This window comes from Nocardia sp. XZ_19_369, from assembly GCF_015355715.1.
Taxonomy (GTDB): Bacteria; Actinomycetota; Actinomycetes; order Mycobacteriales; family Mycobacteriaceae; genus Nocardia.
Genome location: NZ_JACVED010000001.1, coordinates 1,321,931 through 1,335,202 on the forward strand (window position 1 = coordinate 1,321,931; position 13,272 = coordinate 1,335,202).

The 13,272-nt window shown below is 63.8% G+C and carries 18 protein-coding genes and 1 tRNA gene; 9 read left to right on the plus strand and 10 right to left on the minus strand.

Features of this window, described 5'->3' with window-relative positions; translation table 11 throughout:
• The first annotated feature begins 33 nt into the window (after positions 1–33).
• Positions 34–651: a putative glycolipid-binding domain-containing protein gene (locus tag IBX18_RS06060; protein ID WP_107653662.1), complete on the plus strand. Its 618-nt coding sequence runs from the start codon at positions 34–36 to the stop codon at positions 649–651.
• A 38-nt stretch (positions 652–689) separates the two neighbouring features.
• On the opposite strand, the gene IBX18_RS06065 is transcribed toward IBX18_RS06060, so the two are convergent.
• Positions 690–1,640, minus strand: a complete 951-nt coding sequence (locus tag IBX18_RS06065; protein ID WP_306796156.1) for a prephenate dehydrogenase — start codon at positions 1,638–1,640, stop codon at positions 690–692.
• A 58-nt stretch (positions 1,641–1,698) separates the two neighbouring features.
• On the opposite strand from IBX18_RS06065, the gene IBX18_RS06070 reads away from it, so the two are divergent.
• The 3 genes from IBX18_RS06070 (at position 1,699) to IBX18_RS06080 (ending at position 2,930) form a co-directional block, all read left to right on the plus strand.
• Entirely contained in the window at positions 1,699–2,238 is a 540-nt protein-coding gene (locus IBX18_RS06070; protein ID WP_107653664.1) for a tRNA adenosine deaminase-associated protein, read from the plus strand.
• A 1-nt stretch (position 2,239) separates the two neighbouring features.
• Positions 2,240–2,698 carry a nucleoside deaminase gene (locus tag IBX18_RS06075; protein WP_194832636.1) on the plus strand — a complete coding sequence of 153 codons (459 nt, stop codon included), beginning with the start codon at positions 2,240–2,242 and terminating at the stop codon, positions 2,696–2,698.
• Positions 2,699–2,839: 141 nt separating this feature from the next.
• Positions 2,840–2,930: transfer RNA gene (locus IBX18_RS06080), tRNA-Ser, on the plus strand.
• A 43-nt stretch (positions 2,931–2,973) separates the two neighbouring features.
• Here IBX18_RS06080 and IBX18_RS06085 read toward each other — a convergent pair.
• Complete coding sequence (locus tag IBX18_RS06085; RefSeq protein WP_306796157.1) at positions 2,974–4,203, minus strand: site-specific integrase; 1,230 nt, start codon at positions 4,201–4,203, stop codon at positions 2,974–2,976.
• Positions 4,204–4,680 carry a hypothetical protein gene (locus tag IBX18_RS06090; RefSeq protein ID WP_194832637.1) on the minus strand — a complete coding sequence of 159 codons (477 nt, stop codon included), beginning with the start codon at positions 4,678–4,680 and terminating at the stop codon, positions 4,204–4,206.
• A 176-nt stretch (positions 4,681–4,856) separates the two neighbouring features.
• Between IBX18_RS06090 and IBX18_RS06095 the strand changes: the two genes are divergently transcribed.
• From IBX18_RS06095 to IBX18_RS06105, 3 genes are all read left to right on the plus strand, one after another.
• Positions 4,857–5,030, plus strand: a complete 174-nt coding sequence (locus IBX18_RS06095; RefSeq protein WP_194832638.1) for a helix-turn-helix domain-containing protein — start codon at positions 4,857–4,859, stop codon at positions 5,028–5,030.
• Between the two features lie 81 nt (positions 5,031–5,111).
• On the plus strand, positions 5,112–5,873 hold the full coding sequence (locus tag IBX18_RS06100) for a bifunctional DNA primase/polymerase (protein ID WP_194832639.1): 762 nt from the start codon (positions 5,112–5,114) through the stop codon (positions 5,871–5,873).
• Complete coding sequence (locus IBX18_RS06105) at positions 5,873–7,144, plus strand: hypothetical protein (protein WP_228540550.1); 1,272 nt, start codon at positions 5,873–5,875, stop codon at positions 7,142–7,144. The genes IBX18_RS06100 and IBX18_RS06105 overlap by 1 nt, the downstream gene beginning before the upstream one ends.
• Before the next feature lie 166 nt (positions 7,145–7,310).
• On the opposite strand, the gene IBX18_RS06110 is transcribed toward IBX18_RS06105, so the two are convergent.
• The 4 genes from IBX18_RS06110 to IBX18_RS06125 are packed head-to-tail and all read right to left on the minus strand — an operon-like array spanning position 7,311 to position 10,014.
• A complete protein-coding gene (locus IBX18_RS06110) occupies positions 7,311–7,889 on the minus strand; it encodes a class IV adenylate cyclase (protein WP_194832640.1) in 579 nt (192 codons plus the stop codon).
• Entirely contained in the window at positions 7,886–8,536 is a 651-nt protein-coding gene (locus IBX18_RS06115) for a class I SAM-dependent methyltransferase (protein ID WP_228540325.1), read from the minus strand. Before IBX18_RS06115 ends, IBX18_RS06110 begins: the two co-directional genes overlap by 4 nt.
• Before the next feature lie 16 nt (positions 8,537–8,552).
• Positions 8,553–9,122, minus strand: coding sequence for an AAA family ATPase (locus IBX18_RS06120; protein WP_194832642.1), 570 nt, complete (start codon positions 9,120–9,122; stop codon positions 8,553–8,555).
• Entirely contained in the window at positions 9,115–10,014 is a 900-nt protein-coding gene (locus IBX18_RS06125) for a radical SAM protein (protein WP_194832643.1), read from the minus strand. The genes IBX18_RS06120 and IBX18_RS06125 overlap by 8 nt, the downstream gene beginning before the upstream one ends.
• 234 nt (positions 10,015–10,248) lie before the next feature.
• Between IBX18_RS06125 and IBX18_RS43030 the strand changes: the two genes are divergently transcribed.
• Positions 10,249–10,908 carry a DUF5919 domain-containing protein gene (locus IBX18_RS43030; RefSeq protein WP_306796158.1) on the plus strand — a complete coding sequence of 220 codons (660 nt, stop codon included), beginning with the start codon at positions 10,249–10,251 and terminating at the stop codon, positions 10,906–10,908.
• A 13-nt stretch (positions 10,909–10,921) separates the two neighbouring features.
• The gene (locus tag IBX18_RS06135; protein WP_194832645.1) at positions 10,922–11,389 is read left to right on the plus strand and encodes an NUDIX hydrolase; all 468 of its coding nucleotides are present in this window, start codon (positions 10,922–10,924) and stop codon (positions 11,387–11,389) included.
• On the opposite strand, the gene IBX18_RS06140 is transcribed toward IBX18_RS06135, so the two are convergent.
• The 3 genes from IBX18_RS06140 to IBX18_RS06150 form a co-directional block, all read right to left on the minus strand.
• Positions 11,371–11,940: an HD domain-containing protein gene (locus tag IBX18_RS06140; protein WP_194832646.1), complete on the minus strand. Its 570-nt coding sequence runs from the start codon at positions 11,938–11,940 to the stop codon at positions 11,371–11,373. The genes IBX18_RS06135 and IBX18_RS06140 overlap by 19 nt on opposite strands.
• Before the next feature lie 42 nt (positions 11,941–11,982).
• The gene (locus IBX18_RS06145) at positions 11,983–12,507 is read right to left on the minus strand and encodes a hypothetical protein (protein ID WP_194832647.1); all 525 of its coding nucleotides are present in this window, start codon (positions 12,505–12,507) and stop codon (positions 11,983–11,985) included.
• 209 nt (positions 12,508–12,716) lie between these two features.
• A complete protein-coding gene (locus tag IBX18_RS06150; RefSeq protein ID WP_194832648.1) occupies positions 12,717–13,166 on the minus strand; it encodes a hypothetical protein in 450 nt (149 codons plus the stop codon).
• Positions 13,167–13,272: the final 106 nt, after the last annotated feature.

The following is a 13,272-nucleotide window of genomic DNA, read 5'->3' on the forward strand; positions in this document are numbered from 1 at the left end:
GGACTACAGCTCGGTGTCGCTTACGGTAGATACGTGACGACTCCAGCCCCCGAGAGCCAGGCCTCCGGCCCCGAGACGCCCCCGGCCTCCCGTTGGCCGGCGATTCTCACCTGGCGCGCCCACAACGCGTCGCGGATGGAGTCGGTGCGCGTGACCCTGAACGGCAATCGCATCCGCGCCGCCGGTCGCATGATCGGCGGCGCGTGCGACGACCACCCGGCGTTCAGCGCGTCCTACGACCTGGTCACCGACGAGAGCGGCGCCACCAAGCGGCTCTCGCTGCGCACCACCACGGCCGCGGGTGAGCGGCACGCGTCCATCGCCAGGGACGAGGAGAACTACTGGCTGGTCGACGCCGGCGGCAGCCACGTGCGCTCCACCTTCGCCGGCGCGCTCGATGTGGACGTGGTGCTCAGCCCGTTCTTCAACACGCTGCCGATCCGCCGCTTCGACCTGCAGCACGCGGTGCACGACGTCCAGGTCCCGGTCGTCTATGTGCGCCTGCCCGACCTGCTGGTGCAGGAGGCGAGCCTCACGTACAGCAGCGCTGCCGACGGCATCAGCGTGCTGTCCCCGGTTTCCAGCGCGACGGTCACCGTCGACGCGGATGGCTTCCTGCTCGACTACCCGGGTCTCGCCGAACGCATCTGAGTTTCAGCGCTTCGCGTTTCCTCGGCGGTGCTTCGGGATCAGGTCAGTCGAGTGATTACGCCGCCGCGTTGTCCCGCGTCCCGAAGGTTCGCGAGCCAATTGTGGTCGCCGGGGCGGAGGTCGGTGATTTCCCATCGGCGCGCGGTTTCGTAGCGTTCCCGGGCATCGTGTCCGGCTTCGACGAGATCGGCCAGGGAATTGTCGGCGCGCAGGCTGTCGCGTGCGGCGCCGAGCACGGTGAGCGTTTCCTCGAGGACCGTCAACAGTGCTCCGGAATTCGGTTCGCAAATGGCGCGCACTAGATCGGGTGCGGTGCCCGCGACGCGGGTGCCGTCGCGGAAAGAGCCCGCGGCCAGCCCGAGGGCCAGCCCGCCGCCCGCCGCACCGGCCAGCGCCAGCGCCTCGGCGAGCACGTGCGGCAAATGCGAGATCCGGGCCACCGCGCGGTCGTGCTCGTCGGCGACGATCGGGACGACCACCGAACCGCAGTCCAACGCCAGCCGAACCACCCTGGTCCATGGCTCGACATGGGTGCCCTCGTCCACCCCGACCGCCCACACGGCGTCCCGGAACAAGCCGGAATCGGTGGCTGCCCACCCGGATTCGGCGGTACCCGCCATCGGATGTCCGCCGACGTAGCGGGCCGACAAACCCTCCTTGCGCACCGCCTCGGCGACCGGTGCCTTCACGCTGACCACATCGGTCAGCGCGCAGTCCGGCGCGTAGGTGGCGATGGCGGAGAGCAGGTGCTCGACCGCCGGCATCGGCACGGCGATGACGATCAGCGCGTCCGCCGCCGCGGCCCGGGTGAGCGCGGTGGGCAGCTCCTCGGTGACATCGAAGCCGTCGGCCTGCGCGGCCTGTGCGCCGGTCGGCGATCGGTTGTAACCCCAGGCGTCGTACCCGGCGCCGACGGCCGCCCGCAGCAGGGAACCGCCGATCAAGCCGGTGCCGAGGACGCACACGGACGCTTTCTCAGTCGAAGTCACCGGAACAGATTCGCATACGACTTCAACATTTCGGGTCGGGCAGACTACCGTTGCGCCCATGGCAGCACAGCGCTCGGGCACGAATAGGGCGGCGTCGGATGATTACGACGACGTAGAAGGGTTCGCAGTGGCGGTTGTCCGCGAAGAAGGCAAATGGCGGTGCAGCCCGTTGAGCCAGGCCGCGCTCACGGATTTGTCCGCCGCGGAAAACGAACTGAAGGCCTTGCGTAGCTCGGGAGCCGTGTTCGGTCTGCTGGACATCGATGACGAGTTCTTCATCGTCGTCCGGCCCGCGCCGAGCGGCACCCGGATGCTGGTTTCGGATGCGACCGCCGCCATTGATTACGACATCGCCGCGGACGTCCTCGACGCCCTCAACGTGGAAATTCCGGACATCGACCCCGACGAGCTCGACGACATCGAGCCGTGGGAAGAGGGCGACCTCGGCGTGCTCGCCGATCTGGGTCTGCCCGAGCCGGTACTGAGCGTCATCCTCGCCGAGACCGACCTCTACCCTGACGAGCAGCTCGGCATGATCGCCCAACGCCTCGGCTTCGCCGACGAACTCGCGGCGGTGCTGGACAAGCTCCCCCGCTGACATGACCGCCCCGTCGGACGCCGACATGGTGCGCGCCGCGATCGCCGCGGCCGCCGCGGCCGACCCACGCGACGTCCCCGTCGGCGCCGTCGTATTCGACTCCACCGGAAGGGAACTCGCGCGCGCGGCAAACGCGCGCGAGGCCCTCGGCGACCCCACCGCACACGCCGAGATCCTCGCCCTCCGCCGCGCCGCCGAACGCCACGGCGACGGCTGGCGCCTGGAGGGTGCCACCCTGGCCGTCACCCTCGAGCCCTGCACCATGTGCGCAGGCGCCCTGGTCCTGGCCCGCGTCTCCCGCCTCGTCTTCGGCGCCTGGGAACCCAAAACCGGCGCAGTAGGCTCCCTCTGGGACGTAGTCCGCGACCGCCGCCTCAACCACCGCCCCCAAGTCCACGGCGGCATCCTCGAACCCGACTGCGCCGCCCTCCTCAACACCTTCTTCCAAACCCAGCGCTGAGCCCCACCTGACGCACGGTGCGCGCTCTTGACGCAGGCTGCAGCTTGCGTCACGAGCACCTTCCGTGCGTCAAGTCACACCGGCTCTGGTAGGTGTGCTGGCGATTTAGCGATCCGGTGGGAGTCCGGTATGGTTGTCGGCGGTGGCGTGTCCGAGCGGCCTAAGGAGCACGCCTCGAAAGCGTGTGAGGGGTAACCCCCCTCCGAGGGTTCAAATCCCTCCGCCACCGCCAAAGCCCTCCATCTGTTCACGCAGGTGGGGGGCTATTTCTTTGATCACGCAGCGGGCTGACTGGCCTCGGTGACAAGATTTTGACAAGAACAGCTACCAGCGCTCATCTCAGCGGACCCTTTGCCGCCGGAATACTTCTCGTTCATGGCCAGGGCTACGCGGTCCAAGTCGTCATCGAATAGGTCCGCGTAGGTGTTGAGAGTTTCCTTCGCGTCCTTGTGGCCGAGCAGGCGCGCCAACGCCAGGACGTTCGCTCCTGCCGACACTGCGAGCGACGCACAGGTGTGCCGGAGGTCGTGCGGCGTAATCGGCTGCACCTTCGACCGCTTCACCGCGCCGGCGAACCATCCGTCCGCCGACTTCGGGCGTGGAAGGTACTTCTCAAGGTCCTCCGGGTGAGGAAACACGAGTGCGTCCCTGTGTCTTCCCTTCACGTGCTCATTCAGCTGATCGAGGATGAATTTAGCTACTGGCACCGTGCGGATCTCCTTGCCCTTCGTGTCCCCCTCCGCATGGTCGACACCGAGCTGTACGGCGTTGTCCGCAACCGTGATTCGTGCTCGCCTGAAGTCGATATCGCGAACCCGGAGCGCGATCAGTTCACCCCAGCGCGGACCGCAGTAGCCGAGCATCAGCACCAGGAGGTTGTGCTTCCCAGCCTGCTTGGCCAATCGGTCCAAGTCGGCGGAGGTGAGATAGACATGGCGTTTCTTCTTCTTGTCCGGCAAGTTCTCGACGCCCCGGGCCAGATTCTTAGGTAGTCGCTTGGCTTTCACCGCTGCGTCGAGAATCCCTGCCAGGACGCCATGTGCCCGAATGATCGTCGTCGCACCATCGGAAACCTTGCCGCCCTTCTCCTTCTGAACTGCGGCCTTCTCCATCGCAGCAAGGCGCAGGTCGGTAATCCACTCCTCCACAGCCTCGAGATTGATATCCGCGATGCGGACGCTGCCCCACCGCGGTTCGACGTGGGTACGCCAAGCTGCATCGAGAGTGCGATAGTTCGACGGCGCGGTGCTTGCCTTCTTTCCTTTGAGCCACGCAGGAGCCAACTCGGCCACTGTGACGCGGCCCAGAGACGGAGCAACGTACTCGCCGTCCATCTTCTTGACCTCCACCTTGTTGGCGAAGGCGTTGGCCTCAGCCTTCCGGAGGAATCCTCGCTTACCGGTGGGTTTTCCGTCCGGCTTGCTGTATGCGACGCGATAGCGAATACCCTTGTCGCCCTTGATTTTCGGGTCTGGCTTCACCTGGTACTCATGAACGGATGCCACTTACTCCCCACCCTTTTCCTTCGATATCTCCTCGTTCATCCACAGGATGAACTGACGTAGCGCTTGCCCCTGCGCCTGCGGCGAGAGCTCGAGGTACATCGGACCGACGGTTTCCATGAACATCTGCAACGGGTCGCCAGGTTCGCGGGTCACGACTGGCTTTGGTTGCAATTCCCTTCGCGCAGAAGCAATGCCATCTGCGAGGGCTAGCAGAGTGGCAGTCTGAGGCACGCCCCCTGCATCCATGTGCTTGATGGTTCGCAGCGGAACGCCGGACAACTCACTCAGGCGACGCTGGGTCAGATTGAGCTCTACGCGATCCCCCCTCACCACGCCCGCGACGGCTCTTCGGTCCTCCATGTCCAACCGGTTCCCACGTCGCGCATGGCGCAGCAGTTCCCGCACCTCCTCCAGGAGCTCGAGGTACTGGTCGGAGTAGAAAACGTCGTCGTGATCGTCATCACCTTCGTAATCCACTGCGGTTCACCTTCTTTCATTCTCGAACCCTCCAGGTGCAATGACACTAACATAGTTGCACCTCTTGCCCCTCGCATTCCTGGAATCTGTCGCCCACTGCGACTACAGTCCTGAATGAAGGTGCAAGAGAGTTCACAGTCTTGCACCTCACGTGATGGTGAAGGACAAGGAGATTCATGATCACCACTCCGATGAGCCCCGCAGAAGCGGCGCAAATGGCTGGATGCCACCAGAACTCGATCTACGCCGCACTCTTGGCGGGGGAGCTGAAGGGTTACCAGCGGACTGCCCCGAAGGGGCGGTGGCGGATCTTCCCCGAAGACCTCTCGCGATGGATCAGGGGCGAATGAACTCAGCAAAACGCCCGGTCTGTGTTGCAGCACGGACCGGGCGCGAGTGACACCCCTACCAGGAAGGATGTTCCAATAATCGTGACCAATTCTACGGCAAGCAGTTCGGTGCCGGACTCGCCAATGGTGGACCATGCGCTGGCGTATGCACGTGCAGGGCTGGCGGTGTTGCCACTGACGCCATGGGGCAAGACTCCAGCATCGGCACATGGCAAGGACGACGCGACCACCGACCCGGTCCGCATTCGGGCTTGGTGGCTTCGTAACGCTCAGTGCAACATCGGGATTCGTCCGCACTCCGGTGTCGTTGTGCTCGATGTCGACCCGCGCTCAGGCGGCAGTCTCGATGCGTTGGGGGAAACTCCAGAGACGTGGACGGCTGCGACCGGGGGCGGCGGCTGGCACCTGTGGTTTCGCTGCGACGGGAAGGCCAGAGGCAAGCTCGACGGAACCCAGGGCGTGGACATCAAAACCCACACCGGCTATCTCGTCGCTCCGCCGAGCGTTCACCCCAGCGGCATTCGCTACAGGTGGACAAATCGCGCTCCGATCGCTTACCTGCCATCGCATCTCGGTGTCCGAGTCCGTGTTCCTGCGGTCCTGCCGTTCCCTGTCGCGCCGTACAAGCGTCACAGGGGCTCAGGGACGGGCCTGGTGAGCGCCGTCCGGAATGCGACAGAGGGGCAGCGCAATCAGGTGCTCTTCTGGGCCGCATCTCGTGCATGCAGCGAAGGCGGCAACCCATCTGTGTTGCAGGAAATCGCGCACGCTGCCGAGGACTGCGGACTGTCTCGTATCGAGATCGGGCGCACGATTCGGTCGGCCCAACGGAGTGCGGCGTGATGATGCTGGTGGACTACACAAACGCTGCCCTCGATCGACTCAAGGAGCCGGAAGAAGAGTTCTGGGACAAGCGCCCGGTGCTGGCACATGTGCGGGACTTCGCCCGTGCTCGGATGTCTGGGCCGTGGTCGACACTGGGTGTGGTGCTGGCGCGGGCCGTCGCGTCGGTGCCGCCGGATGTCGCGCTTCCCGCCATTGTCGGCGGTCCCATGTCGCTCAACCTGTTCTTCGCCCTGGTTGGCCCTTCCGGTGCGGGCAAAGGGGCAAGCGAATCCGCGGCGTGCGATGCGGTGGAATTCGTGGATAACCTCGGCCGGCTGATCGATGTCCCCGTTTTGCCGCTGGGCTCGGGTGAGGGAATCTCTCGGACCTTCCGGCCGGCCGGCACCGCTGATGACGCAGGGAATCACATCGACCGCGCGTTGTTCTCGGTCCCGGAGATCGACACACTGTCATCGCTGTTGGGGCGGCAGGGCTCGACGCTGGAGGGCGAAATTCGCAAGCTCTACAGCGGGGAAGCGCTGGGGTTCACCAACGCGCAGAAGGCCACCCGTTCGGTCGTGCCCGCTCATTCCTACCGAGCAGCTCTGACGGTCGGGGTTCAACCTCTGCGCGCTGAAGCGCTGTTCGCCGGTGCGGATGGTGGCACTACACAGCGGTTTGTCTGGCTCGATGTCCGCGACCCGGATGCCCCAGACATCACCCCCACTGCTCCTGAACCCCTCCAGGTGCGTGCGCCCGCGTGGAATGCGTGCACGCTGGAGATTCCGGAGGTGGCGAGGTACGCAATCCGCCGGAACCGTCTCGCGCAGCTTCGAGGTGAAAACGTCGATCCGCTCAACGGTCACGCGCTTCTGTGCAGGCTCAAGGTCGCTGCTGCGCTGATGATTCTGGACGGACGCAGCGTCGTCAGCGAGGAGGACTGGACCCTTGCGGGGGAAGTGATGGTGTTCTCCAACCTGACGCGCACTGCCACTCAGGACGCGCTGAACGCACGGGTGGCGCACGCAAATCGGGCACGCGGCCTTGCCGTGGTCGAGCGGGAAGAAGCGGAAAACGAGTCCAGGCGCAGTAAGGCGCGCGACGCCGTGCTGAATGTGCTGCACGGACAGCACGGTCCCGAGCTTTCCGCTTCGGCGATCCGCAAGAAGGTGAACACGATGCACCGGAGTTTCCTCGATGATGCCTTCGGTGACTTGGTAGACGCGGGCCACCTTGTCAGCATCGAAGTCCAGGGCGGGACGCGGTACAAGCTGACCGAACCCGCGTAGCTGTACACGGTGTACTGTCCGTACACCACCTGAAAATCCGCATCTACCAGCGCAAATGCGGGCGTGTACGGCACGTACACGGTGTACACGCCGTCCAATGGACCGGACTTTCAGACCCACAAGGAACCCCGCACCGATGCCGGCCAGGTGCGGGGTTCCTTGGTTCCTAGGCAGGGTGTTCGAGCGAAGGTAGATCAGCTGGGGCTTCGAACAAGAGCGTTGGTTCGGTGAGGATGTCGCGGTCGGTCTCGCTCTTGTAAATCTCGTCCACACTGCCGAACCTGGCTTCGCTGTAGTCCAGATCCAATCGTGAAGCCGCAAGGCGCACAGCGTCTTCGCTGGGGCCTTCGATCTCGAGGAACGTCGGCAGGCCGGGCCACGTATCGAGGTCGAACACGAGGTTGCCGAACTGCCACTCCTCGCGGTAGTTCTCCTGATACCTGACCTGGCGCAGGCCCAGCTTGACCAGGATCTCGGCCATTGCGTGCAGGTCGCCCACTGTCGTTTCGATCTCGGTGGTGCCGTCGATGGTGGTGGCGTCGGTTACCTGCTTGAGGGTCAGGGTGGAGCGAGATCCTTCGTTGCGAAGGCGAATCCATGCACCACTGTCTAGCGAGTCGTCCTCAAAGATTTTGCGCGTCAGCAGCGTTCGCGAGAACGACTGTGTTGCGCCGAGGTTCGTCAGCTTCTGCCGCATGGCGTCGACATCCACGGAAAGGAACTTGGCTTCGTATTCGTGCTTCATCGCGGTCGTGTTCCGCCTTCCGTCAGATCCTCGGGGTGCCGCTTGGCGATGAGCAGCCCCATCCGGTGTTTGTGGTCGCGCAGTTGGCCGACATGCGCGCGTTCGGTGAATACCTCGGTCTGCAACCTCAGCAAGACCGTCCATTCGTCGGGGGCGAAGTATCGTGCGAGCTGGTCCGGCGTGGTGTAGTGCTCAACGTACTCATGCCGGTATTCGAACGGCATCATGAACTCCGCACCGAACACCCCGCCCGGACGTACGAGCTGCTGCATACGGGTGACAAACTCCCCCAGGGGACGTTTGTGGTTGGCGCTGTAGTGCCATGAACAGCTCGTCCAGACCGCATCCGCAGCCACCTGCCCAGGGGCAGTGTCGAGGAAATCAGCGCACACCACGCGGACCAACTCATCCAGGCCGGCGTCCTTCAGGCGTCCCACCAAACCGGGCGCGGACGCGATGCCCGAGACTGGCAGCAGTACTTCGCCACCGTTCAAGGCCACGGGATCGCTTTCGATAGCGATTACCGGGTGGTCGTCCTCGGCAAGCGGGAGAACGAATTTGCCGTCGCTTGCGCCTACCACTGTCACGGTCGCCCCAGGCTGGCACTCCTCGGCCAGAGCGCGCCGGAACTGGGGGAAGAAGGTCAACGTGTGTGCCCAGAGGCTAGCGGTAGGCATGGTCGGCCCCAATCGCGTTCAGGTCCAGGATCATTTGCACGATCTGGTCTGGCCTTCGCCCGGTCGTCTCGATCTGGTGGATAGGGAACTGGAGGTAGGCGTCTGCAAGACGGTCGGCGTTCTGCTCTCCTAGGGTGTCCCATCGCGTTGTCGGCTTCGCCCGAGCAGCCATCCGCTTGCGCCGTTCGTGCGGTTCACAGACGAGCTGGTAGATGACAGGCTGGGGAAGGTTCCTGGGGAGAATCACGTCGATGTCGGCCCCGTACACGCGGTGCGTGGTCAGGCAACGGGCGAAATAGCTTTCGACCACTACGGGTATGCCGGCGTCGAGGTAGCGGCGGATCTGGTCGACCGCTGTGAAGAGCGCGGACAGGAAGAAGCACATCCGTGCGTTCACGTTGTCGCTGGTATCCAACTCCCGCCGCAGTGGTTGGTAGAAGGGCGGGACGGTCGGAACGAGGACGGCCTGACGGGCACGCGCCAACAGCGGCGCTATCGTCGATTTCCCGGTTCCGGGCAAACCTTCGATGCTCTCGAACAGGTGGTGTCTATGCATGGCTGTACACCACATCCGGAATGCCTAGCACCACTTCGTCATTCGATGACGGCTGGTGCACGATTCGGTCTGTGTCCTTGTCGTACCAGAAGGCATGGGAGTCCTTGCCGACGGCCTTGCACGACATCGTGAGCGCACCTCGGGGGTCCGACTCGATGCGGTCGATTTCGGGGCGCATGCTCGGCGTGGCACAGCTTGAGCTGCCATCTTCGGATAGGTCTTCATCCAAGATCACTTCAATGCGTAGCGCCGCACGGCGCAGCTGCTCGCGCATCACGGAGTATTCGGCCGGATCACGAACTAGCATCTCGGGGTGTAGTGCCGCGTTGCCGACCGGGCGTAGCTGGTGCAATTTGAGCTGGGTAACCCCCAGCGCTTCCAGGGTGGCGGCCAGGTCGACCACTTCGCCGATGTTGTAGCGATTGACCGTCATCGTGGCGCCGGTAGGCACGCACAGGTCTCGCGCCACAGCGAGGGTTTCCATTGCGGCCGTGTAGCTTCCGGCGCGGCGAATGAGGTCGTTCGTGTTCCCGATCCCTTCGAGCGAGACCCGCAGCAAGTCAACGCACGGTGCGATTTCCCGTAACCGTGGTCCGATGCGGTAGCCGTTGGTGCATATCTCCACAGCCATCCCGAGGGTGTGCTTCGCGTACCGGACGACGTGCGCCAGATCCTTGTAGACGAACGGTTCGCCACCGAGCAATGTCACAGCCTCGGTGTCGTGCTCTCGCCACATGAGTCGCATGAGGTTGAACGCCTGCTCAGCGGTGAAGGCGTCAGCGTGCTTGAGGCGCTCACCGTGGAAGCAATGGCCGCAACTGAAATTGCAGCGGTACAGCAGCTGTAGGTAGAGCATCCGAATCTTGCGAATACCGGTGACTTCTTCAATCACGTTGGCCCCCTTATGTTTCGTGGGTGGAAAGCCATCGTGGCGGGCTGAGCCGGGACCGCGTAACCGCGTTTGGGCCGGGGCGACAGACGTCCTGGGGACGTTTGCGGCGTCCCGGTGGTGGTTGCCTTGCCGATCAGCTGCGCGTCGGCTTCCATAGAAACTGTGAACATCCGCCTTCAGACCGTGTTGCACCAGCGGGGAGTCCGGCCAGAGTCGCTGGCCGAGGTATGCCAGGTGGATCCGAAGACAGTCGGGCGGTGGCTCGGAGGCAGGGTGCCGCATCCGAAACACCGACACCTTGTCGCTGACCATCTCCGAGTTGAAGCGGAGTTCCTTTGGCCGCCAGTCCCCGACACTCCGCCGGTCCCGAAGAACCTCGAACTGGTTGCCACCTATCCGAACCGTGCCGAGGTGCCTCGCGAAGTGTGGCTTTCCCTGCTTCGCGAAGCGACCGAGCAGATAGATGTACTTGTCTTCTCGGGCACCTTCGTCGTGCAGTCGAATCCCCAGGTGGTGAAGATGCTCGCCGAACGAGCTGCGCAGGGCGCCAGGGTCCGGCTGTGCTTCGGGAACCCGAACGGGGAGGCCGTGGCTACGCGGGGCCAAGAGGAGGGCATCGGGGATACGTTGGCGGCGAAGGTCCGGGCCTCATTGACCTACTACCGTCCGTTGGTTGCCAAGGATCGTTGCGAGGTCCGGTTACACGACACCACGCTGTACAACTCGTTGTTCCGGTACGACGACAACCTGATCGTCAACCCCCACATCTGGGGCCAGCCGGCCAGTGCGAACCCGGTGTTCCAACTGAAGCGTGTGGACGATGCCGGATGGTTCGATAACTACACCGAAAGCTTTGACGCCGTCTGGGCTGACGCGCAGCCCTGGGCACCTTGAGGAAAGGCCGATCATGGGCAGGATCGAGTACTACAACGACCCGAAAGCTCCCAAGCCGAATTCCCTTGTGGTGGCGTGCAATCTGCTCGTGACCGATGAATCGGGAGCAATCTTGCTACAGCGCCGGCGGGATACCGGGCAGTGGGCGCTGCCGGGTGGAGCGATGGACTTCGGCGAGACCGCCGCTGAGTGCGCCATCCGGGAATGCCGGGAGGAGACCGGTATTACTGCTGAGATCACCGGATTCCTCGGGGTGTACAGCAACCCGAATCACATCGTCGCCTACACCGACGGTGAGACTCGCCAGCAATACGAGAACACCTACATCGGTCGACCGGTTGCAGGGGAGCCGACGATCAACGAGGAGGCCGACGGTGTGACCTTCGTAGCCTCGGCGGACTTGGACCAGTACGACATCCACCCGAGCATGCGCCAGCAGATCGGCGACTATCTGTCCGGCAACTATCCGTTCCTCGGCTGAGCCGACAACGCACTGTCGATCCGGCCGGTCATCGCGAGAATTCTCGGCTCAGCACGTCGGATGAATCGCCCCACAACCGAATCGGGTCCGTAGCGTCCCACGATCTCGCCTATCCGTTCGACCGGAGTTGTTGGCGATCCGTCGGGCGTGGTGGTCATATCGCAGTAGGTCAGCGCATCCGTCAGGAGTCCGTCATCGAAGACGGGAAACTCCGACGCCAGCTGGTCACTCAGCCCTCGTTCCTCCGCCTCGAGGAGAGCGCACGTGTGATTGGCGACCAGGCGCACCACCCGTTCGTCGGCCCGGTGCTCGTCGCGCAGGAAACGAGCGCCGTCCAGCGGGTGGAAGCCGGTAACCGCAATCCGCGGTGCATAACCCACATCGTGCAGAACAGCGGATGCCACCAACAAGTCACGGTCGCAGCTGAGCTTTTCGGCGAGAGCGGCTGCCGCGCGGGCCACTCCCTGCGTATGTGCCCATCGTCGGGGTAGTGGTATCTCCAACTCGCTCTGAGCGAGACCCCACGCCCAGGTCGGTTTGCGATCCAGCATTGCCCAAAGCTACCGGTCGCCGGACTCCGTCAGGCGACGAAATCAGAGAAGGTTCCTGGCCTTCAGCCACGCATCCCAGTCCGCTACTGCGGCGTTTGCGAGAACCAATGCGTCGTAAACATTGCCGTGGTCTGCGGTTACGGTCCAGATGTGCTGTGTCCGTCCGCCTTTGCTCTCCTCATGGGTAATGGTGCCGTCGCCATGAATCGTCGCCTTCGCAGGTGGCACAAAGATGGTGACCCCCTGCGTTGAAACCTCCGCATGCCGACCGCCAGTAGTACGCGGGGAGCCATTCAGATTCAAATGCTTGGCCCGGTTGGCGATGTCGGCGCACGCGGCCAGTGCGACCGAGCGACTAACCGTCCTCTCGACGGCACTCCCGAGATGGGACGTCGCCGTGTCGAGCTTGATCCAGTCCTTCAGCTTGTACGCCTCTTCAAAGAACGCGTACAGCGTGTCACGGGCATCGTCCGAACCAGCATCTTCGATTGGGCTGCATGCGATTACGAGGCGGCGGTGCGCCCTGCGCATACGCTCGTACTGGTCGCGCCATCCCTCATTCAGCATGACAGGCTCCTCGGTGTACTCCGCACGGAGGCGAAGGGTGAGAAACTACCCGAGCGCGTCTGCTCGATCAGCGGCCGACAGGCCGAGAACGGACGACCTGGAGCAACCACCCCAGGGGGCATACCCCCACCCCCGCCATCTGTGTCACCGTTCCGTATAGCAGAAGCGCCGTTGTACGGGTTCCAGGGTCGCGGAGCATCCAGTTCAAGTCACTCACCCAGGCCGTGAACAACCGAAACCTCGGGAAGCAGGTCAGGGTTCCACGCTTTGCCCTGGAGACTTGCTGTCGCACGCAGGCGAAATCTGCCCTCATGACTCCGATTGACCCTTATCCAGAAATACGTCGAGCTTCCGGGGTGCATCGTCGCGTTGCGTTCGAGGCGATCCGCAGTCGCGCCGGGCTGGCGGACTGTGTCGAATGTGATACCCGGACTGTCGTGGATCTCAAGGACCAGATCGTCCAGTAGCCCTCGCGCAAGCGTGAGCTCCAGCCGCCATGACGGTCCTTCACCGACGGCCTTAAACCGCGGCGTTTCCCACACCGGAGCGAGTTCCTCATGCCGCCGGTCTGCCTCGATCTTCAATTGGCGATGTGCAACGACGACAGCAAGCCCCGCCACAATGATGCCAACGATCGTCAACCAAGCTACGAGGTCCACGCTGGGACTGTAGCTCCGGTTGGCCGCACCATCTGGGACGTAGCCCGACAATGCGGCTCCGTGCCGACACCGCCAGCGGGCAACCAGCCAAAAGGACCCGTGGAAT

Bases quoted from the DNA above. Each gene is read 5' to 3' on its own strand.
- IBX18_RS06070 (WP_107653664.1), top strand. From the start codon at position 1,699: ATGGCAGCACAGCGCTCGGGCACGAATAGGGCGGCGTCGGATGATTAC.
- IBX18_RS06075 (WP_194832636.1), top strand. From the start codon at position 2,240: ATGACCGCCCCGTCGGACGCCGACATGGTGCGCGCCGCGATCGCCGCG.
- IBX18_RS06095 (WP_194832638.1), top strand. From the start codon at position 4,857: ATGATCACCACTCCGATGAGCCCCGCAGAAGCGGCGCAAATGGCTGGA.
- IBX18_RS06105 (WP_228540550.1), top strand. From the start codon at position 5,873: ATGATGCTGGTGGACTACACAAACGCTGCCCTCGATCGACTCAAGGAG.
- IBX18_RS06110 (WP_194832640.1), bottom strand. From the start codon at position 7,889: ATGAAGCACGAATACGAAGCCAAGTTCCTTTCCGTGGATGTCGACGCC.
- IBX18_RS06120 (WP_194832642.1), bottom strand. From the start codon at position 9,122: ATGCATAGACACCACCTGTTCGAGAGCATCGAAGGTTTGCCCGGAACC.
- IBX18_RS06135 (WP_194832645.1), top strand. From the start codon at position 10,922: ATGGGCAGGATCGAGTACTACAACGACCCGAAAGCTCCCAAGCCGAAT.
- IBX18_RS06140 (WP_194832646.1), bottom strand. From the start codon at position 11,940: ATGCTGGATCGCAAACCGACCTGGGCGTGGGGTCTCGCTCAGAGCGAG.
- IBX18_RS06145 (WP_194832647.1), bottom strand. From the start codon at position 12,507: ATGCTGAATGAGGGATGGCGCGACCAGTACGAGCGTATGCGCAGGGCG.